Source organism: Nocardia cyriacigeorgica (assembly GCF_010858045.1).
Classification (GTDB): domain Bacteria; phylum Actinomycetota; class Actinomycetes; order Mycobacteriales; family Mycobacteriaceae; genus Nocardia; species Nocardia cyriacigeorgica_E.
In genome coordinates this window covers 222,092-247,272 of the sequence record NZ_JAAGVC010000002.1, presented here as the reverse complement: position 1 = coordinate 247,272, position 25,181 = coordinate 222,092, and the positions used below count along the sequence as shown (strand labels likewise).

Annotated in this window: 19 protein-coding genes; 12 read left to right on the top strand and 7 right to left on the bottom strand. The window is 68.7% G+C overall.

What is annotated here, in order from left to right:
- The first annotated feature begins 20 nt into the window (after positions 1 to 20).
- The 5 genes from GV790_RS03425 (at position 21) to GV790_RS30935 (ending at position 3,613) form a co-directional block, all read left to right on the top strand.
- Complete coding sequence (locus GV790_RS03425) at positions 21 to 1,229, top strand: MFS transporter (RefSeq protein ID WP_163810339.1); 1,209 nt, start codon at positions 21 to 23, stop codon at positions 1,227 to 1,229.
- A gap of 208 nt (positions 1,230 to 1,437) precedes the next feature.
- On the top strand, positions 1,438 to 2,682 hold the full coding sequence (locus tag GV790_RS03420; protein ID WP_280212090.1) for an inorganic phosphate transporter: 1,245 nt from the start codon (positions 1,438 to 1,440) through the stop codon (positions 2,680 to 2,682).
- Positions 2,683 to 2,691: 9 nt separating this feature from the next.
- The gene (locus tag GV790_RS03415; RefSeq protein ID WP_163810337.1) at positions 2,692 to 2,973 is read left to right on the top strand and encodes a hypothetical protein; all 282 of its coding nucleotides are present in this window, start codon (positions 2,692 to 2,694) and stop codon (positions 2,971 to 2,973) included.
- A gap of 10 nt (positions 2,974 to 2,983) precedes the next feature.
- Positions 2,984 to 3,328, top strand: coding sequence for a DUF3349 domain-containing protein (locus GV790_RS30940; protein WP_280212087.1), 345 nt, complete (start codon positions 2,984 to 2,986; stop codon positions 3,326 to 3,328).
- 6 nt (positions 3,329 to 3,334) lie between these two features.
- Positions 3,335 to 3,613 carry a DUF3349 domain-containing protein gene (locus tag GV790_RS30935; RefSeq protein WP_036540677.1) on the top strand — a complete coding sequence of 93 codons (279 nt, stop codon included), beginning with the start codon at positions 3,335 to 3,337 and terminating at the stop codon, positions 3,611 to 3,613.
- A gap of 136 nt (positions 3,614 to 3,749) precedes the next feature.
- On the opposite strand, the gene GV790_RS30930 is transcribed toward GV790_RS30935, so the two are convergent.
- On the bottom strand, positions 3,750 to 5,522 hold the full coding sequence (locus GV790_RS30930) for an ATP-dependent DNA ligase (RefSeq protein WP_309138975.1): 1,773 nt from the start codon (positions 5,520 to 5,522) through the stop codon (positions 3,750 to 3,752).
- Between the two features lie 94 nt (positions 5,523 to 5,616).
- Here GV790_RS30930 and ramB point away from each other — a divergent pair, with 94 nt between their 5' ends.
- Positions 5,617 to 7,023 carry an acetate metabolism transcriptional regulator RamB gene (gene ramB, locus GV790_RS03395; RefSeq protein WP_163810335.1) on the top strand — a complete coding sequence of 469 codons (1,407 nt, stop codon included), beginning with the start codon at positions 5,617 to 5,619 and terminating at the stop codon, positions 7,021 to 7,023.
- 4 nt (positions 7,024 to 7,027) lie between these two features.
- Here ramB and GV790_RS03390 read toward each other — a convergent pair whose 3' ends face one another.
- The 5 genes from GV790_RS03390 to GV790_RS03370 form a co-directional block, all read right to left on the bottom strand.
- On the bottom strand, positions 7,028 to 8,002 hold the full coding sequence (locus GV790_RS03390; protein WP_163810333.1) for a hexose kinase: 975 nt from the start codon (positions 8,000 to 8,002) through the stop codon (positions 7,028 to 7,030).
- 185 nt (positions 8,003 to 8,187) lie between these two features.
- Positions 8,188 to 8,883, bottom strand: a complete 696-nt coding sequence (locus GV790_RS03385) for a nicotinamide mononucleotide transporter family protein (RefSeq protein ID WP_163810331.1) — start codon at positions 8,881 to 8,883, stop codon at positions 8,188 to 8,190.
- A gap of 79 nt (positions 8,884 to 8,962) precedes the next feature.
- Complete coding sequence (locus tag GV790_RS03380) at positions 8,963 to 9,985, bottom strand: XdhC family protein (protein WP_163810329.1); 1,023 nt, start codon at positions 9,983 to 9,985, stop codon at positions 8,963 to 8,965.
- A 410-nt stretch (positions 9,986 to 10,395) separates the two neighbouring features.
- Positions 10,396 to 12,690: an esterase-like activity of phytase family protein gene (locus GV790_RS03375; RefSeq protein WP_256672979.1), complete on the bottom strand. Its 2,295-nt coding sequence runs from the start codon at positions 12,688 to 12,690 to the stop codon at positions 10,396 to 10,398.
- Between the two features lie 155 nt (positions 12,691 to 12,845).
- Positions 12,846 to 13,985 carry an alpha/beta hydrolase family protein gene (locus GV790_RS03370; RefSeq protein ID WP_163810325.1) on the bottom strand — a complete coding sequence of 380 codons (1,140 nt, stop codon included), beginning with the start codon at positions 13,983 to 13,985 and terminating at the stop codon, positions 12,846 to 12,848.
- Positions 13,986 to 14,703: 718 nt separating this feature from the next.
- On the opposite strand from GV790_RS03370, the gene aceA reads away from it, so the two are divergent.
- From aceA to metE, 3 genes are all read left to right on the top strand, one after another.
- Positions 14,704 to 15,993 (top strand): isocitrate lyase, encoded by a 1,290-nt coding sequence (gene aceA / locus GV790_RS03365; protein WP_163810323.1) that lies wholly within the window; start codon positions 14,704 to 14,706, stop codon positions 15,991 to 15,993.
- 200 nt (positions 15,994 to 16,193) lie between these two features.
- Positions 16,194 to 17,066, top strand: a complete 873-nt coding sequence (locus GV790_RS03360) for a 3-hydroxybutyryl-CoA dehydrogenase (protein ID WP_163810321.1) — start codon at positions 16,194 to 16,196, stop codon at positions 17,064 to 17,066.
- A 448-nt stretch (positions 17,067 to 17,514) separates the two neighbouring features.
- Positions 17,515 to 19,854: a 5-methyltetrahydropteroyltriglutamate--homocysteine S-methyltransferase gene (metE, locus tag GV790_RS03355; RefSeq protein ID WP_163810319.1), complete on the top strand. Its 2,340-nt coding sequence runs from the start codon at positions 17,515 to 17,517 to the stop codon at positions 19,852 to 19,854.
- A 59-nt stretch (positions 19,855 to 19,913) separates the two neighbouring features.
- Here the strand turns inward: metE and GV790_RS03350 are convergent, their stop codons facing one another.
- Entirely contained in the window at positions 19,914 to 20,480 is a 567-nt protein-coding gene (locus tag GV790_RS03350; protein ID WP_175585791.1) for a TetR/AcrR family transcriptional regulator, read from the bottom strand.
- Positions 20,481 to 20,610: 130 nt separating this feature from the next.
- On the opposite strand from GV790_RS03350, the gene GV790_RS03345 reads away from it, so the two are divergent.
- The 3 genes from GV790_RS03345 to GV790_RS03335 all read left to right on the top strand — a co-directional run bounded on the left by GV790_RS03345 (position 20,611) and on the right by GV790_RS03335 (position 25,168).
- A complete protein-coding gene (locus tag GV790_RS03345) occupies positions 20,611 to 21,921 on the top strand; it encodes a phthiocerol/phthiodiolone dimycocerosyl transferase family protein (protein ID WP_163810315.1) in 1,311 nt (436 codons plus the stop codon).
- Positions 21,922 to 22,347: 426 nt separating this feature from the next.
- Positions 22,348 to 23,982, top strand: a complete 1,635-nt coding sequence (locus GV790_RS03340) for a DEAD/DEAH box helicase (RefSeq protein WP_163810313.1) — start codon at positions 22,348 to 22,350, stop codon at positions 23,980 to 23,982.
- Positions 23,983 to 24,115: 133 nt separating this feature from the next.
- Positions 24,116 to 25,168, top strand: coding sequence for an NAD(P)-dependent alcohol dehydrogenase (locus tag GV790_RS03335; protein WP_163810311.1), 1,053 nt, complete (start codon positions 24,116 to 24,118; stop codon positions 25,166 to 25,168).
- Positions 25,169 to 25,181 lie beyond the last annotated feature (13 nt).

Sequence of the window (25,181 nt, the reverse complement as noted above, 5' to 3'; positions counted from 1 at the left end):
GCGGACGTACGCTTCCTCGCATGGCATCGCCGACAGCCCCTCTCGCACTTCCCGATTCGATCCCGGCGCCCACCGCGCACGCTTCGACCGCCAAGACCCTCCCGGTCTTCGTCCTCTCCGCCCTGCTCGCCACGGGCCAGATGTATGTACCGATTCCCCTGTTCAGCGCCATGAAATCCGATTGGCACGTCGGAGCGGGTGCGATGACCTGGATCATCAGCGCGTTCGCGTTCGGCTACGCGGGCGGGTTCGTGCTCTTCGGGCCGCTGTCGGATCGGTTCGGCCATCGCCGGGTGCTGTTCACCGGCATGCTCACCGCCGCAGTGGTCACCCTCTTGACCGGTTTGGCCTTCAGTGCGTCGGTGGAGATCCCGCTTCGGGTTGTGCAGGGTTTGGTCGTCGGGTCGATTCCACCCGCGCTCATGGCCTATGTCGCCACCCGGATAGCACCCGGGCACCGGGCGGTGGTGACCATGTCGATGGCCACCTCGTTCCTCGCCGCGACCGTATTGGCACAGATCGTGTCGCAGGCGGTGGTCGGCTGGTTCCCGTGGCGCACCGTGTTCCTCGGCTCCGCCGCCGCGTTCGCCGTGCTCGCCTTCGCGCTGCGTTCGGTCATGCTCGACGACGCTCCCGCCGCCGCGAATCTGCCCCTGCGCCACAGCTACGCGGCCATCCCCGCGGTGCTGCGCATCCGGGCGCTGCTTCCGATGCTGATCGCGGGCGCCCTGAGCATGGCGGTCATGGTCGGGGTGTACACCGGCATCGAAATCGCGGGCTTGGTCCACGGATCCGGAGAACTGCTTGCCCTGCGGGCCGGCGCCCTCCCGGTCATGCTGGCCCTGCCGTTGCTGGCGATTCCGCTTGCCCGGCTCTCCCGGCACGCCCAGATCGTGCTCGGCGTACTGGTCGCCGCGGCTGCCATGATCGCCGCGGCCCTGGCCGGCACCGGCGTAGCCCTGCTGACGGTGCTGCTGGCCGTGCTCGTCGGCGGTCTCGGCGTCATCGCCCCCGCCGTCCTGCAATCGGCGGGCGAACTCGGCGGCGACGCCCGAGCGGCTGCCTCCTCGGTGGCCATGTTCAGCTTCTACGTGGGCGCCACCACCGGCCCCCTGGTCGCCGCCGCGGCCGCGCCGCACGGGTTCGCCGCACTGTCCTGGACCCTCGCTGCCCTACTGCTGCTCGCCTTGATCATGATCCTCATGGCCCCCCGTCCATCCTCCGATTGATCCGGTTCGCCGCCAGAGTCACATGAGCCAGCGGTCTACTCGCGCCTCGCCTCGGCCCGTGTGACTCTCGGTCAACCGATAAAAGGGGGAGGCCATACGGTGGGCTCCGGCCATTACCCGAAGTGCCGGAATCTTAGATGAACACGACACGGACGCGATTTGGCATCCGTATGAAAATCGTCAAAACGGATACCGCACACTGGACGGCGTGACCGTTGAATTGCTGGTTCTGCTCATCGTCATCGTCACGGCACTCGTATTCGATTTCACCAACGGCTTCCACGACACCGCCAACGCGATGGCCACCTCGATCGCCACCGGGGCGCTGCGCCCACGGGTCGCGGTCGCGTTGTCGGCGCTGCTGAACCTGATCGGTGCGTTCCTGTCGGTGGCGGTCGCGGCGACAGTGGCCAAGGGAATCGTGCAACTCGACGCGGTGTCCGGGCACGACCTGCTGATCATCGTGTTCGCCGGACTGGTCGGCGGCATCCTGTGGAATCTGCTCACCTGGCTGTTCGGCCTGCCGTCGAGTTCCTCGCACGCCCTGTTCGGCGGTCTCATCGGCGCCACCCTGGCCGCGCTCGGCTGGAGCGGGGTCATCTGGGCCGACGGATCCAGCGGCGTGCTCGCCAAGATCGTCATCCCGGCGGTGCTCGCGCCGGTCATCGCGGCCCTGGTCTCCGCGGTGGGCACCTGGCTGGTGTACCGGATCACCCGCGGCGCCGAAGAAGGCAAGGTCAACGAGGGATTCCGCTGGGGTCAGGTGGGTTCGGCGTCGCTGGTCTCGCTGGCGCACGGCACCAACGACGCGCAGAAGACGATGGGCGTCATCTTCCTGGCGCTGGTCGCGCACGGCAGCCTCACCAAAGACGACGAGATGCCGCTGTGGGTGATGGCCGCCTGTGCCGTCGCGATCGCGGCCGGCACCTACCTCGGCGGCTGGCGCATCATCCGCACCCTCGGCAAGGGGCTGGTGGAAATCGACTCGCCGCAGGGCCTTGCGGCCGAATCGTCCTCGGCTGCGATCATCCTGACCTCGGCGCACTTCGGCCTGCCGCTGTCGACCACGCAGACCGCCACCGGCTCCATCCTCGGCACCGGACTCGGCAAGGGCGCCGAGGTGCGCTGGAGTGTGATGGGTCGCATGGTGGTGGCCTGGCTGCTGACGCTGCCCGCCGCCGGAATCATGGGCGCCATCTGCTGGGCCATCGCGCACTTCATCGGCGGCCTGCCCGGCGTGCTCGTGGTCTTCGCCCTGCTGATCGGCCTGGCCGGGCTGATCTACCTGCGGTCGCGGCGCAACCCCGTCGACACCACCAACGTCAACGAATGGCCGGGTGACGGCCCAGCGGCCGGCGGCGACGGATCCGTGGACACCGGCATCATCGAGGATGTGCGGCACGGCCCGGCGCCTGGCCCCGACACCGGCCACAATCGTTCGGCCCAGGTTTAGGAGCTCTCTGTGCACACGCTTGTCACGAATCTGAACTCGCTGTGGAAGGTCGTCGCGGCCGGTCTGGTGTTCGGCGCGGGGCTGCCGATGATTTTCGCGTTCGGGGTGCGGTTCTGGTCGGCCTCGGAGACCCGCGCCGAAGGCGGGGTGATCCGGCGCAACTATCCGGCGCTCGCCGGGGCTCTGGTATGTCTGGGGTTGGTGATCGCCGCGGTGGTGGCGGGTGTGCTCTATACGGCCAAAGCGTTTCTCGCCGCCAGGTTCGGCATCCATCTGTTCGGCGAGTCCTGAAGGGCGTGCAGTGACCGATTCGACCCACCCCATCCAGTCCGAGCCGGAGCGGCCGAAGCTGCTCGGCCGGATCATCGGCTGGCTGCGCGCCGGCTACCCGCAGGGCGTGCCGCGCTCGGATTACGTCGCCCTGTTCGCCGTGCTGCACCGCCACCTCACCGACTACGAGGTGGCCGCCGTCGCGGAGGAGCTGGCGCGGGAGAACCCGGAGCGCGAGATCACCCTCGCCGATATCGAGGACGCGATCGCCCGCATCGCCAAGGAACAGCCCGCCCCGGACGACATCTCGCGAGTGGCCTCGCACCTGGCGGCCGGCGGCTGGCCGCTGGCCGAACCGCTCACCGAGCCCGATTGATGCCCCATGCCGCCCTTCCTGAACGCCATCATCGACTGGCTGCGCGCCGGTTACCCCGAGGGTGTGCCCGAATCGGACTACATCCCGCTGCTGGCGCTGCTGCGCCGCCGCCTCTCCGACGACGAGGTGCGCCAGATCGCCACCGAACTGCTGCGGTCCGGCGAGAACCCGGACCGCATCGACATCCAGGTGCTCATCACCAAGATCACCAACGAGATGCCGTCGGACACCGATGTGGAGCGCATCCAATCGCGGCTCGACCCGCCGACCTGGCCGGAACCCTGAACGCGCCCCTGGCAGCCCGGACGGTCGCCACCGCGCGCCGACTCGGCCGGCCCTGCCGCTCGCCTGCCGCCGGGCGGCGTCGACGTCGACGAACACCGAGCATGTCCCGCGCGGAAAGGGGGCGCCGCCGGTCCGCTCACGGCAGCAACGCGCGCACGGTATCGATCGTGTCGGCCTGCTCGGGCGTCTTGTCCGGCCGGTAGCGGACGACCCGGGCGAAGCGCAGGGCGACGCCGCCGGGGTAGCGGGTGCTGGTCTGCACGCCGTCGAGGGCGATCTCCACCACCAGCTCCGGCCAGAGATACACGGTGTGCTGGTCGCGGGTGCGTTCATGGCGCGGGAATTCGGCGGTCTGCCAGTGCAGCAGGGCGTCGGTGAGGCCCTTGAAGGTCTTGCCGACCATCACCGGTTCGCCGGACTCCGGGTCGCGGGCACCGAGATGCAGATTCGACAGGTAGCCGGTGCGCCGGCCGTAGCCCCATTCCGCGCCGAGAACCAGCAGGTCGAGGGTGTGCGTCGGCTTGATCTTCAGCCATGACCGGCCGCGCCGCCCCGCTGCGTACGGCGCGTCGAGGGATTTGATCATGACGCCTTCGTGGCCCGAGGCCAGCGCCCCGTCGAAGTACTCCGCCGCCGCCTCCGCATCGGGCCGGATGAGGGCGGGAATGCTGTGTTCCCCCGCCACTTTCGTGAGCGCCGCGCGCCGTTCGAGCAGCGGCTCGTCCAGCAGGTCGCGGCCATCGAGATGCAGGCAATCGAAGAAGTAGGGATGCAGCAGCAGCTCGCGGGTGGAAGTCGGCATCGGCCGTAGCTCCGTCGGGACAGTCGGCTCCGAGCCGGCCGGGTCGACCGAGCCACCCGAGCCGCCCGAGTCGGCGGGGTCGCCTGAACCGCCTGAGCTCCCTGAGCCGCCGGGGCTGCCTTCGCCGCCCGCGTCGCCGGGGCTGCCGGTACCGCCCGGGCTGCCCGAGCCGCCGGGGTCACGGGAACCGCCGGGCACGCCGGAGTCGCCGAACGCGCTGGATGGCGGCGGGACGGCGACGCCCTGCCCTGGATCAGCGGACGCGAACCGCGCCATCGTCTCCTGGAAGGGGCGCGGACGCCCGGTGTCGGTGAGGGCCAGCGTTTCACCGTCCAGGACCACGCTGGTGCAGTTCAGTCCCGCGACCAACTCGACCAGCTCGGGCACGTTGGCGGTGATATCGCGCAGGGTGCGGGTGAAGACCCACACGTGGTGGCCGTCGCGGTGTACCTGGATGCGGGCGCCGTCGAGTTTGTGTTCCACGCTGACGGCGCCGTCGAATTCGGCGAGGGCGTCGTCGAGCGCGGCGCCGGGGGAGGCGAGCATGGGCTGGATCGGGCGACCCACCTCCAAGCGGAACTCGCGCAGCGCCGCTTCGCCGCCGGTCAGCGCGGCGATGGCGGTGACCGGCAGCTTCCCGGACAACATGTAGGCCCGGCGAACGAGCTCGAGCGGGACGTCGGCGGCGCGGGCCACCGCTTCGGTGACCACGGCGGTGAGTGCGCCCTGCCGCAGCTCACCGGTCAGCAGACGCAGCAGGAAGGCCTGCTCATCGGCGGTCGCGGTGCGCCACAGCTCGCTCAGCAGTTGTTTGCGCCGATTCGCCGAGCCGGGGCCGGAGGTGGCGGCCAGTTCGCCGAACAACTCGTCCACCCGGGCCGCGGTGAGGGTGGGAGTATCGGCGGCAGTCTCGCCGAGCCCGGTGAGGGTGCGCCAGCCGGTGCCGATGCGGCCCTGCCGCAATTCTCCCGACACCCAGGCGACGACGGCGGCGAGCTCGTCGGCCTGCGCCGCGCGCAGCAACTCGGCCAGCGCGGCGATCTTCGTTTTCCGCGAGCGGGTGGCGCGGACGGTCTCCGACGCTCGCACGACATCGGTGAACAGCACCAGACGACGGTAACCCGCCGCTGTGACATATTGCTCGAACCCACTGCTAATTCTGCTATTGGCAGGTTTGCGAAATCAGCCATAAGCTGGACGCATGGCCAAGACTTACGTCGGGGCGCGGCTTCGTCAGCTGCGGACCGAACGCGGGCTCAGCCAGGTCTCGCTCGCTCAACAACTGGAGATCTCGGCGAGCTATCTGAATCAGATCGAACACGACGTGCGTCCGCTCACCGTCCCGGTGCTGCTGCGGATCAACGAGGTGTTCGGCGTCGATGCCACCTTTTTCTCGTCGCAGGACGACACGCGGCTCATCGCCGAACTACAAGAAGTGGTGATGGACGCCGAGCTCGGTATCGAGGCCGACGCCAAGGAGATCGCCGAAATCGTCTCCGCGCATCCGAGTATGGCGCGCGCGCTGGTGAACATGCACAGCCGCTATCGGAATACCAGCGCTCAGCTGGCGGCCGCCACCGAGGATCGTTTCGCCGACGGCTCGGGTAGCGCGACGATCAGCAAACCGCACGAGGAAGTGCGCGACTATTTCTATCAGCGGCAGAACTACATCCACGAATTGGACACCGCCGCAGAGGAACTCGCCAATCGGATCCGGTTCCACGGCGGCGACGTGAACAGCGAGATCGCACGCATGCTGCGCGCGCACGGTGTACGTATCATCGAGCGGATCGACCTCGGTGAGGGCGTGCTGCACCGCTACGATCCGGACAGTCTCCGGCTCGAGATCGCACCGCACCTGTCCGGCGGCCAGCGCACCTTCAAACTCGCCGCCGAACTGGCCTATTTCGAATGCGGGCCACTGCTGGAAAGGCTCGTCGACGAGGGAAGTTTCGCCTCCGAGGACGCCAGGAAGCTGGCCATGCTCGGGTTGGCGAACTATTTCGCCGCGGCGACGGTGTTGCCGTACACGCATTTCCACGAAATCGCCGAGGATTTCCGCTACGACATCGAACGGCTGTCGGCGTTCTTCACCCAGAGCTACGAGACGATCTGTCACCGGCTCTCCACTTTGCAACGACCGGAATTGCGCGGCGTGCCGTTCTCGTTCGTCCGGGTGGACCGGGCCGGAAATATGTCGAAACGCCAGTCCGCCACCGGGTTTCACTTCTCCTCCAGCGGCGGCACCTGTCCGCTGTGGAATGTGTACGAGACCTTCGCCTATCCGGGCAAGATCATGACCCAGATCGCGCAGATGCCCGACGGCCGCAAGTACCTGTGGGTGGCGCGCACCGTCGAACGCCGTGCCACGGCTTACGGGCAGCCGAGCAAGACCTTCGCGATCGGGCTCGGCTGCGAGCTCCGCCATGCCGGACGGGTGGTCTACGCCGACGGCATCGATCTCGGCGAAGCCAAGGCCACCCCCATCGGCGCCGGCTGTCGCGTCTGCGAACGTGCCAACTGCCCGCAGCGCGCGTTTCCCCCGCTGGGCAAGGTGCTCGACATCAGCGAGCACCGCAGCTCGGTATCCCCGTACGTGCTCAAGTAGGCGTTCAGGCCCGCGGCTGTACGGCCTCGGCGATCTCGCGGCCGTCCGGATCGGCGGAGATCTGCTCGACCCGCACGGTGGGTGCGAGATGGCTGCGCAGCCGGCGGTCGATTTCGCCCGCGACCGGGATGACAACGGCCGCGGCCGAGGTGGCGACGGCGTCGGTGAGGATCGCAGGCCAGTCCGGCGCCTTCCTGGTCGACAGCGCCGCGATGACGGCGGCGGTGGCCGAATCGCCCGCCCCGGTCGGATTGCCCGCGAGCGGTTCGGGCAGCGCGGCCGTCCACGCGCCTTCGGCGGTGACCGCGACCATGCCCTCGGCGCCCCGCTTGGCCAGCACCGCGAGCACGCCGCCCGCGATCAGCGGCCGCACCGATTCGACGACCTCGGCGGGTGTCCGCGGATCGGAATCGGTGAGCCGTCGTAGCTCACCGCGGTTGGGGGTGAGTACCACCCCGGGTAGCCGCGCGGCCAGTCGCATCGCCTCACCGTCCAGATCGCAGATGGTCGGCACGCCGTGCTCCAGGGCGCTGCGCGCGATCTGGGCGGGTAGTTCCGGATCGATGCCGCCGGGTAGCGAACCGGCGATCACCAGCCCGGAGATATCGGGCAGCAGACCGGCCACGCGCACCGCGAGTTGTTCGGCCGCATGCGGATTGGTGATCCTCGCACCCGGCTCCCAGAGCGCGGTGGCCGTTCCGGAACCGGATTCGCTGATCACCACGGTTCTGCGCACCCAGGGCAGCGCGTGTACGAAATCGACCGGCAGTTCCAGTTCGGCCGCGGCGGCGAAGGCGTGGTCGGCGAAACCGGTGGCGCGGGCGTATTTGCCGAGCTGGTTGAGCACCCTGGTGACATTGATTCCCTTGCCCCCTATGCGCTGCTCGACCGATCGCACCCGATGCGCCCGACCCCGTTCGAGTTCTTCGACTCGGTAGGTCATGTCGTAGGCGGGATTCATTGTCACGGTGAGGATCACGACCTCAACTGTCCACGCCTACGCGGTGCGCGCAACCGCTGGGGTGCGATCGGTGCGGGTTTATCAGCCGTCCCGAAGTTTCGCGGCGGGCATTTGTGCGATCGCCTGAAATCGGCGGCAGCGGGTGGCCGCGCCCGCCGGCGCGGGTAGTGTCCGCCGCCGGGTAGACGGCGAACCGATCCGGCCTAGGGTGTGAGCGCGGGCGACGGTTGCTCATCGGCCCGATCCGACGCCGCGCGGCGCAGGGTGCGCACCCAGACCGTGAAGCCCCACGCCACGAATCCCGCGTACACCAGATACAGCACCGCCGACGGGTAGTACCCGGCTCGTACGAGCAGCGGGATGCCGACGATATCGACGCCGATCCAGATCAGCCAGAACTCCGCCCATCCGCGCGCCATCCCGTAGGTGGCCAGCACCGAGCCGGTGAAGATCCACGCCTCCGCCCAGGGGCCGTAGGAACCGATCCAGGCGAAGACCTGGGCGAAGCCGAGCGTGCCGACCGCCATGGCCGCGACCAGCAGCCAGCGTTCCCGTGCGCTCGCCCAGCGCGGATCGACCCCGCGGTGCTCGAGCCCGGTCTCGGCGCGCGCATAGCGATACCAACTCCACCAGCCGTAGGCGCTGACCGCGACGAACATCAGCTGACGGCCCGCCTGTCCGGCCATGTTCAACTGCTGCGGGGTATTGAACACCCCGCCGACGAACACCGTGAACAGCAGCGCATTGCCCGCGATGCCGATCGGCCACGCCCACACCCGCCGCCGCATACCGCCGAGCGCCGAGGCCATGCCGAAGCCGTTGCCGACGATCTCGCGCCACAGAATCTCCGAGCCGGCGATGTGGAGTTCGGCGTCGAGCAGGGCGAGGAACGGATTCACCCTGGGTGTAACCGGGCGCGGCCGTCATCTCATCCAACCGGGGGTGGTTCGGCTCGGGGTGAGCCGAACTCATCGTGGCTCAGATCGCGCGCTGGGCGAGTGTGCCGACCGATTGCCTGCGTTCGCCGGTGCGCCCGGCCGCGCGTCCGGCCCGAGCGGCCAGCAGTTCGGCGGCGATGGCGACGGCGGTTTCGGCCGGGGTGCGGGCGCCGATGCTCAGGCCGGCGGGGGAGTGCAGGCGCGCGAGCAGTGCGTCGTCGAAACCGCCCGCGCGCAGATCGTCCACGCGGCGGGCGTGCACCGAGGGTGAACCGAGTGCGGCCAGGTACCCGACCTCGGGCAGCCGCAACGCGACGGTGAGCAGTGGGATCTCGAATTTCGGATCCTGGGCAACCACGATGATGCCGGTGTCGGCGTCGATCTCACCGGCGGCCGAGAGCGTATTGAGGTATCGGTGCGGCCAGTCCACCACCACTTCGGCGCCGGGAAAAGATTCCGGGGTAGCGAAATTGGGCCGGGTATCGCAGATGGTGATTCGATAACCGAGCAGTTGCCCTTGGGTCGACAATGCCGCGGCGAAGGAATTGGCGCCGAAGATGATCAGCCGCGGCGGCGGGGCGAACGAGGAGACGAAGATATCGGACTGCGGCAGCGAGACCAGTTCGGTGTTGTGCCGTTTGTCGGTGATCAGGTGCTGGCCGATCACCTCCGGCTCCGGATTCCACACCACGGTGAAAACGGTGACCCGGCGATGCGCGGCGATTTCGGCGGCGACCGTCGGGAACTCCGGGAAGTGATCGCGCGAGAACGGCTCGGTGAATACGTCGATCACGCCGTCGTCGCGGCCGGGGTCGAGCGAATTGGTGACGCTGAGCCGGTGCATGCCGCGCTGTCCGGTGCGGGCCGAGGTCGCGGTGGCCTCATAGGCGGCCTCTTCGATGCCGCCGGCGGTGATCGAGCCGAAGACACCGCCGTCGGGGTCGACCAGCATGGCCGCGCCCACGGGTAGATCGGTCGCACCATTGGTGCGCACAATGGTCGCCAATCCGCCCGTCCGGCCCGAGTGCCACACCCGCAACAGGTCGTCGACGATGTCCCGCATCACACAACTCCGATCCACCCGTGCACCGGTCGCGCGGGCGTTCACCGGACGACGCCCGTCGCCGAATCCGGCGCACGTGACGCACACCATATCGTCCCGGGAGTACAAATAGGTGTGCCTGCCGCAATCTTGGGTAGCGCTCGTGTGAACGTCACGCCAAGGCTTGTGGCCGGTCACCAAGAAATGTCGCGCGGGCTGTGAAATGCGAGACATATCAACGGGTCAGCCGCCTGGTCACAGCGTTTTCAGACCATGCAAAGCGTTACGGTGCGCCCGATGAATTCAAGCCTGAATGAATGATCGGCCGAGAGTGGTATTCGCCACACTGCGACCATCAGCGGGAAGTGGTTCGCGCCACAGTGCGGCGGGCGGCACCGGAAACGAATCGACGCCGCCCGCCGGTGCGGATCTCAGGAAAGCTCGACCCGGATCAAGACGGTCTCACCCGTGGCGTCATCGACGCCGTCGTTATCGGTGACGACATACAGCGCGCCGTTCCCGGCGATCGCCATCCCCTCCACCTTCTCCTGCACCCAGCCGTTGGTGGCCGACAGCTCCGGCAGCAGATCGTGCGCGCGGGTCTTGGGCAGCACCGTGGGCGCCGCGGCGCCCACGACACCCGGCGCACCGGGAATCGCGACCCGGTAGACGGCCTTCACCGCGGCGGCGGGACCGCTGAGCTTGTCCCGTTCGAGCAGCAGCAGCGAATCGCCGTCGACCGCGATCTCCGAGACGCCGATCCAATCGCCGTCGGTCGAGGTGGTGTCGAGTTGGTAGCCGTACCACTGCCATTCGCCCGACGCCGGTGCGTACCTGCCGATCCGCGTCAGGCCCTTCGGATCGGACTTCAGTTCGCGTTGCAACACCACCCAGACGGTTTCCTCGGCGCCCGAGCCCTGGACGGCCACGCCCTCCAGCCCGTACTTGCCGAGTCCTGCGCTGATCTGGCCGGGCAGAGCGATACGCCGTTCGACGACCCCGTCCCCGGTCACCTGAACCAGGGCGTTGCCCGGCCCGTCCGCGCCCTCCACCGCGAGATAGAAGCCACCGTCGGCGCGCGCGGCGAGGCCTTCGATATCCAGGCTCACCGGGGCGCCGTTCTCGGTGATCGGCAGCTCGGTATCGAGGACGGCGGGTTCGGTCGATACGTCGAGGCCGAGGATCCGGGACGGGCCGTACGCCGAGTCGGTGGCGGTGTAGAGGCGGTCGGCGGCGGCCGGATCGGCACTCAGCGCACCGAGCGCGCCCCAGCCGATCGGTGCGCCGTTCGCGCCGTCGGCGGAGACGACGGACGGGAACTGCGGCACACCCCTGCCGGCGAATTCGCCGCCGTAGCCGAAGATCGTCACCGCGCCGCGCAGGCCCTTGTCCGCATCGTCTTCCTCCGACGACACCGCGAGCAGATTGCGCGACGGGATCGGCAGGATCCCCTCCGGCCCCACATTCGTCGCGAGGATCTGCCGGAATCGTGGCGCGGCCGGGTCGGCGACGTCGTAGACCGCGACGAAGTTGCTGCGCTCGGAACCGACCAGCACGACCGGCTTTCCGTCCAGTTCGGTGACGGCGAGGCCCTCCGGTTCCGGTCCCTTCTTCTCCGCGCGGCCCTCGGCGTGCAGCCCGGTGCGCACGGTCAACTGCTCGAAGGTATTGCCCGCATCCCACACCACCTTGCCGGTGGCGGCGTCGAAGACGGTCCAGCCACGGCTGCCGCCCTTCCAATCACCTTCGTTGGCCACCGCGATGTGGCCGTCGCCGATCCAGCCGACGGCGTCGGGCTCGCGCGCGACATCGGTGATCGATCCGGACTGGTCGATGGCGCCGTCCTCGGTGGTGTCGATGCCCTCGACGCCGACCTTGCCCGCCGAGAACACCTTCCGGACGGTCGCGCTCGCGGCGTCGATGATGGCGATGCCGTTGTTCTCCTGCAGCGTCACCGCCACTTCGCCGCGCGAGTTCATGCTCACGTACTCGGGCTCCAGGTCCTGCGGTGTATCCAGACCGGCGTCGCGGGCGGCGTTCTCGTCGATGCGCACCGGCCGCGCCGACCACTGGTTCGGCTCGCCGGCCAGGTCGAGGATCTGCACGAAACCGGTGGGCGGCTGGGGAAGATCACCTTCCTCGCCGCCCTCGGGGGTGAACTTCTCGTCGCGCTGGTTCTCGATGGCGATGGCCGCGCGGGTGCCGTCTTTGCTCACCGCGATGGAGTCGGGCTGGCCGCCGAGATCGATGCTGTGCACCTTGGTGCGGTCGCTGATCCGGACGATATCCACCCGGCCCGAGGGATGCGCGAAATCGCCTCCGCTGCTGTCGATCACGACCAGCACGTAATCGCCTGCCACCGCCACCGAGGTGGGCTGATCGTCGGCATGGCCGAGCTGTTCGAGCGAGATCGAGCCCGCCCCTGCGGGCGCGGCCGGATCGCTGAGGTCGAGGAAGCCGATGCGCTTGCCCGGCGCGTCGGTGTAGATCAGCGTCTCGCCGTCCTCGGTGACCGCCGAGATCTCCGCGACGGTGCTGGCATCCGGCGCGGTGCCCGCGGGCAGATTGCGGAAGACCGGATAGGTGGCCAGCCGGTGGTAACTGGTCGCGGCGTCGCGTTGCCAGCCGTCTGCTGCGGGCGGGCCCGCGTCACCGTCATCGGTTCCGCAGGCGAGAACCGCCACCGAAACCGTTGCCACCGTGGCGATCAACCACGGCCGTCTCATCCTGGCCACCATCGGCCCCTTCCTGCTCGACACGCCTTCTCGCCGCGGCGAGAATTCCGGCGATCGTTACCCAGCCGAATGACGTCGTGGTGACCGGAGGATGAATGCTGCGCGGAGTTAGCCGGGCCGTGGATCCGGCCGGGTTCCGCGCCGCGTCAGGCGAACAGGTCGCGCACGAACGGCAGCGAGTCGGGCAGCGAATCGTTGACGGCGCCGTCGTGGCCGGTCGGATAGGTGTGCAGGGTGACCGGCTCGCCCGCGGCGGCAAGGGTCGCGGCGAAGTGCAGCGTCTGCGGGGTGATGACGTCGGTGTCGCGCAGGCCCTGGCCGAGGAACAGCGGCTTGTCGTAGCCGGATTCGGGCAGGCCCATGTAGCCGCGCAGCAGGCCGTGCAGGTTCGGAATCTGGTTGAGCGGGCGGGCGAACAGATCACCGACGACGACATTGTTCGCGCTCAGTTCGTCGCCGAAGGCCACGATGCAGGCCTGCCGGGCGCGCGCGAGCCAGGCGCGACCGGCATCGGTCAGGAAGGACTCGATGTCGAGCTCGGGATAGGTCGTGCGCAGGCCGTTGAGGATGTAGAGCACGTACGCGGTGGTGTGCGAGCTCAGCTCGATCGGCGGCATGCCCGGGCCGAGGGGCAGCAGGATGTCCTCGATGTAGGCGGGCACGCCGGTGCCGACCGCGCCGCGATAATCCAGTTCCCCGCCACCGAACTCGGTGGCGTAGCGCGCGGTGAACACCGCGGCGCCGCCGCCCTGTGACTGCCCGACCACCACCCACTTGTTCGACAGCGTGTCGAATCGGCGCGTCGCCGCCTTCACCGCGTCGACCACATTGTGGGCCTCGACCACGCCGTTCAGATACGGATGCTCACCGGGCCCGCCCAGACCTGCGTAGTCGGCGGCGACGATGGCGTAGCCCTGATCCAGCCAGGTACCCAGATAGGCCCAGTCCCGTTCCACCGCACCGGGCCCGGCGATGCTGTAGGCGCAGTCGTCACCGAGGCCGACGGTGCCGTGCGCCCACGCGATCACCGGCCAGCCGCCCTCGGGTGCCTGCCCCGGCGGGAAGTAGACCGCGGCGCTGGTCTGCGTGGGGATATCGCCCGCGCCGGTGGACGAGTAGGTGATGCGGACCGAGTTCACCGAGCCGGGCAGGGTCGCCGCCGGCGCGAGCGGCTGGATCGAATCGACCACCCCGGTCTCGGCGGGCGCCGCGTGCGCGCTGGGCAGCAACAGTGCCGCGGCGGCGCAGCTGGTCACGATGGCGGCGGTGATGCTGGTGGTCCGCATGGTGCTCCTGTCTGACGCACTGCGACTGTGCCTGCCGCACTGCGACTCGTCGCGTGAGCCGTCGATGTAACTGGACGCTCGTCCGGGAGACGACTGGTGTCGAGTCTGCCCGATCGGTCGCTCGCAATCCTGCCCGGCCCGCGTCGGTGCAGGTAGCGATTGGGCCGGTTCGGTCGCTCGGCGTCGCCGATCGCCCGCGGTCATCGGCGCAGGTTCCGGTTCGGGTGTGGTTCGGCGTGCCGTGCCGTCGTGTCGCGGATGCGGCCGGATGATTCCGGCGAGTGGGACGAGTGGTCGCTCGGTAACCGGTCCGGGCGGCTTCGCGTGTCCGCGCGTGACGGGTCGCACAATGGCTCGGCCGCGAGCTCTGTGAGTGTGCTCACAACCCGGCGCGTCGGCCGCGCGGGGTGCCGCACCACCCTCTGATCCCAAACAGTACGAGCGTTACGCTAAAACCGCATGTCAGCGCTACCCGCGAGTAGATTTCACGCTTGCAATTAGCCCGCAAATTTCGCAGAGTTAGCAAACGGCGGGTGAAACCTAGCTGAGATTCACAGTACCAACAGGTAGACGGCTATTTCTGGATGTGCCATCGTGTGGAAGTACACCCCTTGGGCCTAGCAAGCCTGCAAATTGCCGCTCCAGCAGTTCGAGCGAAACCTCCCTCAGCGGAGCACGAACGGTGCGGCACCGACCGAACGAGGAAGTGGAGTCACAGATGTCGACTGTCGGCACCCCGAAGACCGCTGCCGAAATCCAGCAGGATTGGGACACCAACCCCCGCTGGAAGGGCATCACCCGCAACTACACGGCCGAGCAGGTCGTCAAGCTGCAGGGCACCGTCGTCGAGGAGCACACGCTCGCTCGCCGCGGCTCGGAGATCCTCTGGGATCTCGTCAACAACGAGGACTACATCAACTCGCTCGGCGCCCTCACCGGTAACCAGGCCGTGCAGCAGGTCCGCGCCGGCCTGAAGGCCATCTACCTGTCCGGTTGGCAGGTCGCCGGTGACGCGAACCTGTCCGGCCACACCTACCCGGACCAGTCGCTGTACCCGGCCAACTCGGTGCCCCAGGTCGTGCGCCGCATCAACAACGCGCTGCTGCGCGCCGACGAGATCGCCAAGGTCGAGGGCGACACCTCGGTCGAGAACTGGCTGGCCCCGATCGTCGCCGACGGTGAGGCCGGTTTCGGTGGCGCGCTCAACGTCTACGAGCTGCAGAAGGCCATGATCGCGGCCGGCGTCGCCGGTTCGCACTGGGAAGACCAGCTCGCCTCGGAGAAGAAGTGCGGCCACCTCGGTGGCAAGGTGCTGATCCCGACCCAGCAGCACATCCGCACCCTGACCTCGGCCCGCCTGGCCGCCGACGTCGCCGGCGTGCCCACCGTGATCATCGCCCGCACCGACGCCGAGGCGGCCACCCTGATCACCTCCGACGTCGACGAGCGCGACCGTGAGTTCCTGGACGGCACCCGCACCTCCGAGGGCTTCTTCGGTGTGAAGAACGGCATCGAGCCCTGCATCGCGCGTGCCAAGGCCTACGCCCCGTACTCCGACCTGATCTGGATGGAGACCGGCGTGCCGGACCTCGAGGTCGCGAAGAAGTTCGCCGAGGCCGTCAAGGCGGAGTTCCCGGACCAGCTGCTGGCCTACAACTGCTCCCCGTCCTTCAACTGGAAGGCGCACCTGGACGACGCGACCATCGCGAAGTTCCAGAAGGAGCTCGGCGCGATGGGCTTCAAGTTCCAGTTCATCACCCTGGCCGGCTTCCACTCGCTCAACTACGGCATGTTCGACCTGGCCCACGGCTACGCTCGCGAGGGCATGACCGCCTTCGTCGACCTGCAGGAGCGCGAGTTCAAGGCTGCCGCCGAGCGTGGCTTCACCGCCATCAAGCACCAGCGTGAGGTCGGTGCCGGCTACTTCGACAGCATCGCCACCACCGTCGACCCCAACACCTCGACGGCCGCCCTGAAGGGCTCCACCGAAGAGGGTCAGTTCCACTGATCGGCGTCTGACGGCGTCACCCCGGGTGGCGCCGTGAGGCCAACTCCATAGCGAGTCCTCTACCCCGGTAGGGGTGTACCGCCCTCCCGCCCGAACAGCCCCGGGCGGGAGGGCATCCCTATAACTTGATCAACTGAAGGTGCCGGTCACCACCGGGCGCCGACAACCCCGACAGCCAAGACCTACCCCAGGAGCTGGACGTGAGCAGCGAAAAGATTCAACGTGTCGGTGTCATCGGCGCCGGACAGATGGGTGCCGGAATCGCGGAGGTGTGTGCACGCGCGCACGTCGACGTGCTGGTCTACGAGCAGACCCGGGAGCTGGCCGCCGCCGGTCGCGCGCGCATCCTGCGCTCGCTGGATCGCGGCGTGAGCAGCGGCAAGATCACCGAACGCGAGCGCGAGCAGGCCGCCTGGCGCCTGCGTTTCACCTCCGACCTGGGCGATTTCGCCGATCGCCAGCTGGTCGTCGAGGCCGTGCTCGAGGACGAGAAGGTCAAGACCGCCATCTTCTCCGAGCTGGACAAGGTTGTCACCGATCCCGCCGCGGTGCTGGCCTCCAACACCTCCTCCATCCCGATCATGAAGATCGCCGTCGCCACCAACAACCCCGAGCGGGTCGTCGGCATGCACTTCTTCAACCCGGTGCCGGTGCTGCCGCTGGTCGAGCTGGTCACCACGCTGAAGACCAGCGATTCGGTGTCCGCGCGCGCCGAGGCCTTCGCCGGTGAGGTGCTGGGCAAGCAGGTCGTGCGTTCGGCCGACCGCTCCGGTTTCGTGGTCAACGCGCTGCTGGTGCCGTACCTGCTCTCGGCCATCCGCATGGTCGAGTCCGGCTTCGCCACCAAGGAAGACGTCGACAAGGCCATGGTGCTCGGCTGCGCCCACCCGATGGGCCCGCTGGCGCTGACCGACCTCGTCGGCCTCGACACCGTCAAGTCCATCGCCGACTCGATGTACGCCGAATTCAAGGAGCCGCTGTACTCGGCGCCGCCGCTGCTGATGCGCATGGTGGAGGCCGGACTGCTCGGCAAGAAGACCGGCGCGGGGTTCTACCAATACAACAGCAAGTAGCTGGCAGTTCCGCCTCGCAGTTCCGCCTCTCCGCGTATTTTGCGGGCGGCGGAGTGCCGTTGGGGGTTGGGCACCCGTGCCGGCGGTGGGTGCTGTTCCGCCTCCCCGGGATTTCTTCGGGCGGCGGTGTGCCGATGGGGTTTGGGCATCCGTGCCGGCGGTTGGGTGCCGAACCAATTTTGGGCGTACCCGGCGAGTTACCCGGCCCGCACGAGATCAGTTGTCTCGTTGGGTCGGGTTCGTCGGATCGCCTGGCATGACGCCACCGGCGGCGAGCGTAGTGGCCCGATAGACGTACTTCGCCGGGTATCCGGTAGCTGCCGCCGCTGCCGGGCATAAGCTGCTCAACAGTCGGCCGTTGGATCGGTCGGCGCCGAGCGCAGCGTTCTGCGGCACCCATCTCCGCTGGTGGATGTCGCGCAGGTGATCGAAAGGGAGTGTCCCCGTCATGGTCAACGTCACCGATGGTTTCGGGTCGAGCGTCCTCGGATATCCGCGGATCGGGCCGCACCGGGAACTCAAGCGCGCGCTCGAGGCGTACTGGCACGGCGGCATCACCCGCGATGAGCTGCTCGAGGTCGGGCGCGATATCCAGGAGCGCCAGTTCGACGAGCTGGCCGCCACCGGGTTGACCCAGGTGCCGGGCAATACCTTCTCCTTCTACGACCACATCCTCGACAACGCGCTGCTGTTCGGTGCAGTGCCCGCCCGGTTCCGGGACTTGCAGGAGGGGATGGATCCGCTCGACTTCTACTTCCTGATGGCGCGTGGCCGCCCGGATCTGCCGCCGCTGGAACTGGTGCGGTTCTTCGGCACCAACTATCACTACCGTCAGCCCGAGCTGGACGAGACCACCGAGTTCTCCCTGCACCCCGAGGCGCTGCTGGACGAATGGGATCGCGCCATGGCCCGCGGCATCGAGCTGCGGCCGGTGGTGCTCGGCCCGTTGTCGCTGCTGCTGCTGTCGAAGGCCGGGCACATCCCCGGCGAGTCCGGCGGTTTCGATACCCTGTCGCTGCTGGACAAGCTGCTGCCGGTGTACGAGCAGCTGTTCGAGATCCTGGCCAAGCGCGGCTCCACCTGCGTGCAGCTGGACGAGCCGTGCTTCACCAGCGAACGGTCCGAGGCCGAGCTGGCCGCCTTCGAGCGGGCCTATGAGCGGCTGACCAAGGCGCCGCTGCGTCCGCGCATCCTGGTCACCGGTCAGTACGGCGATTTCGGTGAGGCGCTGACCATTCTGGCGCGCACCAATGTCGAGGCCATCGGACTGGATCTGGCTTCTTACCGGATGCGTCCGGAGGATCTGGCCAAGATTCCCGGCATCCGCCGCAAGCGCCTCTACGCGGGCGTGATCAGCGGCCAGAACGTCTGGCGCGCGGATCGTTACGTCACCCTGGAATACCTCAACGAGCTGGCCAAGGTCTGCCCCGACCTGGTGGTCTCCACCGGAACCACCCTGCTGCACGTGCCCTACGACGTGCTCGCCGAATACGACATCGAGGGCAATGTCGCCGATCGGCTCGCCTTCGCGAAACAGAAGGTGGGCGAAGTCGTTTCGCTGGCCAAGGCGCTCACCGAGGGCCCGTCGGACAAATGGCGCAAGCGCCCGACCGAGGTGCACTTCAAACAGAAGCACGCCGTGCGCCAGCGGGTCTACGCGATCACCCCGGAGATGCGCGAACGTGAGCCGTATGCCGAGCGCCGCGCCGCCCAGCAGGCGAAGCTGAACCTGCCGCTGGTGCCCGCGACCACGCTCGGATCCTTCCCGCAGACCGCCAAGATCCGCCAGGCCCGCTACGACCTGGGCGAAGGCCGGCTGTCCTACGACGAATACCGCAAGCGGATCGAAGCCGAGATCGAGGCGACCATCCGGTTGCAGGAAGATATCGGCCTCGATGTGCTCGTGCACGGTGAGCACGAGCGCAACGACATGATCCAGTACTTCGCCGAACTGCTCGACGGCTTCGCCACCACGCATTTCGGCTGGGTGCAGGTCTACGGCTCGCGGTGTGTGCGGCCGCCGATCATCTACGGCGACGTCTCCCGCCCGAAGCCGATGTCGGTGGAGTGGATCAGCTACGCGCAGTCGCTGACCGACAAACCGGTCAAAGGCATGGTCACCGGCCCGGTCACCATGATCGCGCGCTCGTTCGTGCGTCAGGACCAGCCGCTGTACGAGACCGCCGACCAGGTGGCTCTGGCGATCCGCGATGAGGTGGTGGATCTGGAGAAGGCGGGTATCTCGATCATCCAGGTCGACGAGCCCGCCATCCGGGAACTGCTGCCGCCGCGACCGGAGGGGCGTAAGGAGTACCTGCGCTGGGCGGTCGGTGCGTTCCGGCTGGCCACCTCGGGCGTCAAACCGGAAACCCAGATCCACACGCACATCGGCTATTCCGGGCGCGCCGAGGTGGTGGAGGCGATCGAACAGCTCGACGCCGACGTCACCGCGATCGTGGCCACCCGTTCCATCGAATGGGTGCTCAACGCGCTCAAGGAGGATTGCGCCTCCGGCCAGGGCCTCAGCCACGGCGTCGGCCCCGGTGTGTACGAAAGTCGTTCGGCGCGCATCCCCGATATCGATGAGCTGGATGAATTGCTCACCGCCGCAGCCGAAGCCGTCACGCCGCAGCGGCTGTGGGCGAACCCGGACGGCGGATTGAAGACCAGGCACTACTGGCAGTTGGAGCCGTCGCTGCGGAACATGGTCGCGGCGGCGCGCCGGGTGCGGCGGCGTGCGGAAGCGGCCGCCGCGGCGGAAGCCGAAGCCGGCGCGCCAGCCGAATAGCTCGAATCCACAAGGGCCGCTTTCCCGTTCGCGGGGAGGCGGCTCTTGTCGTCGGTGGACTATTCGGGCGTGGCGGTGGGGGAGAGCCGGTCGGTGAGGGCGCGCAGGCCTGCGCTGAGCTGCTCGGGGCCGGGCGTGTGAGCGGGGTCGATCACCCACTGCACCAGCAGGCCGCTGATCAGGGTGTGCAGGACGGCGCCGACGGCATCGTCGCCGCCGGGGCCGCCGAACTGTGCCAGTCCACGTCGCGCCTCGTCCTGTGCGGCGCCGATCTCGGCGCGCAGCTCGGGCGCGTGCATGGCCTGTGCCAGTCCTTCCATGCTGGCCGACCAGAGGCCGGGATTCGCGCCGAACGAGTCGATCAGCCGGCGCAGGAAGGTCTCGAGCCTGCCTGCCGGGTCGCTGGGTTCGTCGACGGCCAGCGAGTCGAGGATCTGCTGGACCGCCGCACCGCTGGATTCCCGCATCGCCTGATGCAGCAGCGCGTCGCGGGTGCCGAAGTGGTAGTTGATGGCGGCCAGGTTGGTGCCGGATGCGGCGACGATATCGCGCACCGTCGTGCGCGCGTAGCCACGTTCGGCCAGGCACGCCTTGGCCGCGTCGAGTAGATCCTCGCGAGTTCCCACCTCGGCACCATAGCAAGCCGGCTGACGCCTGTTCGTGACGGATGTTTCAAACATACGTCTGTGACAAATGTTTGAAACGCCTGTATGTTCGGCGGTGCAGGCCGAACCGACGCAGGGAAACGAGAGTCCGATGACCGAGCACCGTCCGCTATCGCCCTTCGAGAGCGCCTACTTCACCCCCGACGCCCGCGTCGGCAGCGTCCGCACCGCAGGCATGCCGCTCTATATCGGCTCCACCGTGCGCGGCCGAGTGGACGAGGAACTACTGCGGCTGGCGCTGGATGAGGTCGTCGCCGCGCATCCGCTGCTGCGCAGCCAGGTGGTCCTCGACGCGGCAGGCGTCCAGCACTTCGTGGTCGACGACGATTGGCGGCCTCGGCTCGAGGTGCGCGCCGGAGCCGAGGCCGAATACTTCCGGCTGGTCAACGTTCCGGTGGACTGGTCGAGCGGGCTGTTGCGGGCCCAGCTCCTGCGCGACGGCGACCGGGTCCAGCTCGTGCTCGGCATCCATCACGGAATCGCCGACGGCAGATCGGCTTTCGCGCTGCTGGATCAGCTGTGGCGGCACTATACCGCGCACGTGACGGGCGCGCCGATCCCGAGCGCGGCGACCGACCAGCGGATTCCGCAGGCGCTCGACCATCGCATGGCCGAGCTGGTGGGCGAGGCCGCCGTGTCGGAGTGGGTGGCGCAGGTCCGGGCGCAGGTCGCGGCCGCCCTGCCGGGCTCGGCGCCTGCCGCGTTTCCGTACGACGGAAATGCCGACCCCGGTGGCCGATTCGCTATGGTGCGCATCGAATCGACACCGGACGAGACCGCCGCGCTCATCGCGGCCGCCCGCGCGCACGGTGTTTCGGTCAACAGTCTGTTCACCGGCGCCGCGCTGGTCGCGGTGCGCGAGCAGTTCGATGCGCCGGGGCCGCTGCTGCTGAACTGCGGGCACGCGGCCGATATGCGTTCCCGGGTGAGTCCACCGTTGCCCGACACCGTGCTGGTCAACTTCGCCTCCGGCATCGGGACGCCGGTATTCGTGGACGACGATGCCAGTCCGGTCGAGCTGAGCCGCCGGGTCGACGCCGGTGTCCGTGACGCCCTCGAACGACGGGAAGCGGCCATGGTGCTGCTGGCCGCGCGGCGGGTCGGAGACGATCCGGTCATGGCGGCCGTGCTGTCGACCCCGCCGAGCTTCACCATCTCCAATATCGGTCGCTTGCCTGCGCATTCGCTGCCGAACGGGCTCGTCTTGGTCCGCGATGACATCTTCGCCATGGCGCCGGACATATCGCCGAAGCTGACCGTCTTCACCGTCGGCGACCGGATGACCGTGCAGGTCGAATTCGATACCGCGCGCTACAGCCGCACGCGTCAGCGAAGGGTGCGCGATGCCCTGGAGGCGACGCTGCGCGGAATCACCGTCGCGGTGCGAGCCGGTCTGGGATGACGTCCGGCGCGGTGCCCGGCCCACTGGCTTCGGCGTCGGCGATCACCGGACGAGGTGCGTACGTGAGTGGGGCGAGCCGATCGAGGCGCGCCCCGGACGACAGATGATGGCCGACAGGCCGCAGCGGCAGGTGTGACGTAGCTCCCAGTCGGGGCGAGGCCGCCGAGATCACGGCTGTGACCAGTGATCTGGCGGCCGCGTCGATGAGCGGTCCGGCCGGGCGGCGTCGGCCGCCAACGGAGACGGTGCGGATGCGGTAGGGTTGCGGAGGTTCCGTGCGCTGATCTTTCGCGCAGGTTCCCAACTCCGTCGTGGATGTTCAGCTTTCGCGCCGGTCATCGCGGCGCTGCCACCATCGGGTGAGGATTCGAGTCCTGCGCGACGCTGCGGTCTCGCTCCGATGCCGGAAAGGCACCTGTTATCTCCATGTCCGACAAAGCTTCTGCCGCCGTGTCCACGGCTGCCCCCGTCGCGCCCTTCACCGAATTCGGTGTGCGCGCCGCACTGATCGATGCGATGAACGCCGCGGGCATCACCGGCGCGTTCCCGATCCAAGCCGCCACCCTGCCCGACACCATGGCCGGGCGCGATGTGCTCGCCCGCGGTAAAACCGGCAGCGGCAAGACCCTCGCCTTCAGCATCCCCATGGTCGAGCGGCTCGCCGGCGCGACCAGCAGGCCCGGTCATCCCGCCGGGCTGATCCTCGCACCCACCCGCGAGCTCGCCACTCAGATCGCGGCCACCGTCGAGATGCTGGCCCGGCCCTGCGGGTTGCGCGTGGTCACCATCTTCGGTGGCGTGCCGGTGAACCGGCAGACCCGTGACCTGCGTGCGGGCGCCGATATCGTCGTCGCCTGCCCCGGCCGGCTCGAGGACCTGATGCGCCAGGGTGTCGTCTCGCTCGACGCCGTGCGGATCAGCATCCTCGACGAGGCCGATCACATGGCCGACCTCGGCTTCCTGCCCGCCGTCACCCGCATCCTCACCGCCACCCCGGCCGGCGGCCAGCGCCTGCTGTTCTCGGCCACCCTCGACAACGAGGTGGACCGGCTGGTCAAGCGGTTCCTGCGGGAGCCGGTGACGCATTCGGTCGACACCGCCGCGAGCCCGGTGCCCACCATGACCCACCACGTGTTCGAGGTGGCGGGCGCCGACGCCAAGAAGGATCTGGTGCGCGCGCTGGCCTCCGGCACCGGCCGCCGGATCCTGTTCATGCGGACCAAGCATCATGCCCGCAGGCTCGCCAAGCAGCTCACCGACTCCGGCATTCCGGCCGCCGACCTGCACGGCAACCTCTCCCAAGCGGCCCGCGACCGCAATCTCAGCGCCTTTGCCGACGGCACGACGCGGGTCCTGGTCGCCACCGATATCGCGGCGCGCGGCGTGCACGTCGACGACGTCGAGCTGGTCGTGCACGTCGACCCGCCGGCCGAACACAAGGCCTACCTGCACCGTTCCGGGCGCACCGCGCGTGCGGGCGGTTCCGGTGACGTGGTCACCGTGGTGCTGCCCGAGCAGCGCAAGGATGTCGCGGTGCTGCTGCGCAAGGCCGGTCTCACCGTCACTCCGCAGCGTGCCAGCGCGACCTCGCCGGCCGTGACCGCCCTGATCGGCGCGGTGGCCGCGCCCGAGCATCGCGCGGCGAGCCCGCGCCAGGACGACCGTGGTACGCGCGGCTTCCGCCGTAACGCCGAGCCGGGGGCCGCGCAGTCCGCCGGTCGCGGCGGTTCGCGGCGCAATCGCCCGGCCGCGGGCCGGGCTGCCACCGAACACCGGGTCGGCGGCCGCCGCGGTGGCCCGCAGGGTGATCGCAACGAACGTCAGGGCGAGCGCCGCGGTACCGGTGCCTCGGAGGCCCGCCACGCCGACGGCCAGGGCCGCACCAGGCAGCCCGCCCGTCGCGGCGAGCAGGCCGGCCGCTCCGATCGGTCCGGCGCTCCGCACGGCTCGAACGCGCGCGGCCACAACGCCGACAATCCGCGCCGGTTCGAGGACTCCGCGCCCACCGGTGCCGGTGCCCGGCATCGTCGCCCGCGCCGGGCCACCCGCGCGGCGGGCTGAGTCGAGCGCGGGCGAGCCGCAGCGTCGGCACGCCCGTAACCGGCATCGTGCACCCGTCCGCCGGCCTGCTGGTAACCCGGCGGATCCAGCCGACAGTTGGCAAACACCCGCATGCGGCGGTAGGCATGAACGCATGAGTACTGCTACCGCTTACGCCATGGCCGGACCGGACGCGCCGTTCGAGAAGGTCGCCATCGAACGTCGTGAGCTGGGGCCACACGATGTGCTGATCGACATCAAGTACGCGGGCATCTGCCACTCCGACATTCACACCGCCCGCAACGAATGGGGCGGCGCGAATTACCCGTGTGTGCCCGGGCACGAGATCGCGGGCATCGTCGCGGCCGTCGGCTCCGCGGTGACCAGGCACAAGGTCGGCGACCGGGTGGGCGTCGGCTGCATGGTCGATTCCTGTGGCGTCTGCCGGGCGTGCCTGGCCGGTGAGGAGCAGTACTGCACCGGCGGGTCCACGATGACCTACAACACGCCCGTCCCCGACGCCGTGCAACCGGGCGGCTACACCATGGGCGGCTACTCCACCCAGGTCGTGGTGACCGAGAACTTCGTGCTGTCCATCCCCGACGGCATCGAGCTCGATGTGGCCGCACCGCTGCTGTGCGCGGGCATCACCCTGTTCTCGCCGCTGCGGCACTGGCAGGCCGGCCCGGGCAAGAAGGTCGCCATCATCGGCATGGGCGGGCTCGGCCACGTCGGGGTGAAGATCGCCGCGGCCCTCGGCGCGGAGGTCACCGTGCTCAGCCACTCGCTGAGCAAACAGGAGGACGGCAAGCGCTTCGGCGCCCACCACTACTACGCCACCAGCGACAAGCAGACCTTCCGTGAACTGCGCGGGCAGTTCGACCTGATCATCAACACCGTCTCGGCCGACCTGCCGATCGACTCGTACATGAAGCTGCTCGCCCTCGACGGCACCCTGGTCATCCTCGGCCTGCCGGAGCAGCCGCTGTCGGTGCGCCCGATGACGCTGGCCGGCTACCGCCGCTCACTGTCGGGTTCGATGATCGGTGGTATCGCGCAAACCCAGGAGATGCTGAACTTCTGCGCCGAGCACGGCATCGGCGCCGAGATCGAGGTGATCGCCGCCGACGAACTGGACGGAGCGTATGACCGCGTGGTCGCCAGCGACGTGCGATACCGGTTCGTCATCGACGTGGCGACCATGTGAGGCGTCGAACGGT

What these genes read in the sequence shown, in the direction of transcription:
- GV790_RS03375 (WP_256672979.1), bottom strand. Translation starts at nt 12,690, where the DNA reads ATGAGACGGCCGTGGTTGATCGCCACGGTGGCAACGGTTTCGGTGGCG.
- aceA (WP_163810323.1), top strand. Translation starts at nt 14,704, where the DNA reads ATGTCGACTGTCGGCACCCCGAAGACCGCTGCCGAAATCCAGCAGGAT.
- GV790_RS03380 (WP_163810329.1), bottom strand. Translation starts at nt 9,985, where the DNA reads ATGCGGGACATCGTCGACGACCTGTTGCGGGTGTGGCACTCGGGCCGG.
- ramB (WP_163810335.1), top strand. Translation starts at nt 5,617, where the DNA reads ATGGCCAAGACTTACGTCGGGGCGCGGCTTCGTCAGCTGCGGACCGAA.
- GV790_RS03335 (WP_163810311.1), top strand. Translation starts at nt 24,116, where the DNA reads ATGAGTACTGCTACCGCTTACGCCATGGCCGGACCGGACGCGCCGTTC.
- metE (WP_163810319.1), top strand. Translation starts at nt 17,515, where the DNA reads ATGGTCAACGTCACCGATGGTTTCGGGTCGAGCGTCCTCGGATATCCG.
- GV790_RS30935 (WP_036540677.1), top strand. Translation starts at nt 3,335, where the DNA reads ATGCCGCCCTTCCTGAACGCCATCATCGACTGGCTGCGCGCCGGTTAC.
- GV790_RS03425 (WP_163810339.1), top strand. Translation starts at nt 21, where the DNA reads ATGGCATCGCCGACAGCCCCTCTCGCACTTCCCGATTCGATCCCGGCG.
- GV790_RS03340 (WP_163810313.1), top strand. Translation starts at nt 22,348, where the DNA reads ATGTCCGACAAAGCTTCTGCCGCCGTGTCCACGGCTGCCCCCGTCGCG.
- GV790_RS03370 (WP_163810325.1), bottom strand. Translation starts at nt 13,985, where the DNA reads ATGCGGACCACCAGCATCACCGCCGCCATCGTGACCAGCTGCGCCGCC.
- GV790_RS03345 (WP_163810315.1), top strand. Translation starts at nt 20,611, where the DNA reads ATGACCGAGCACCGTCCGCTATCGCCCTTCGAGAGCGCCTACTTCACC.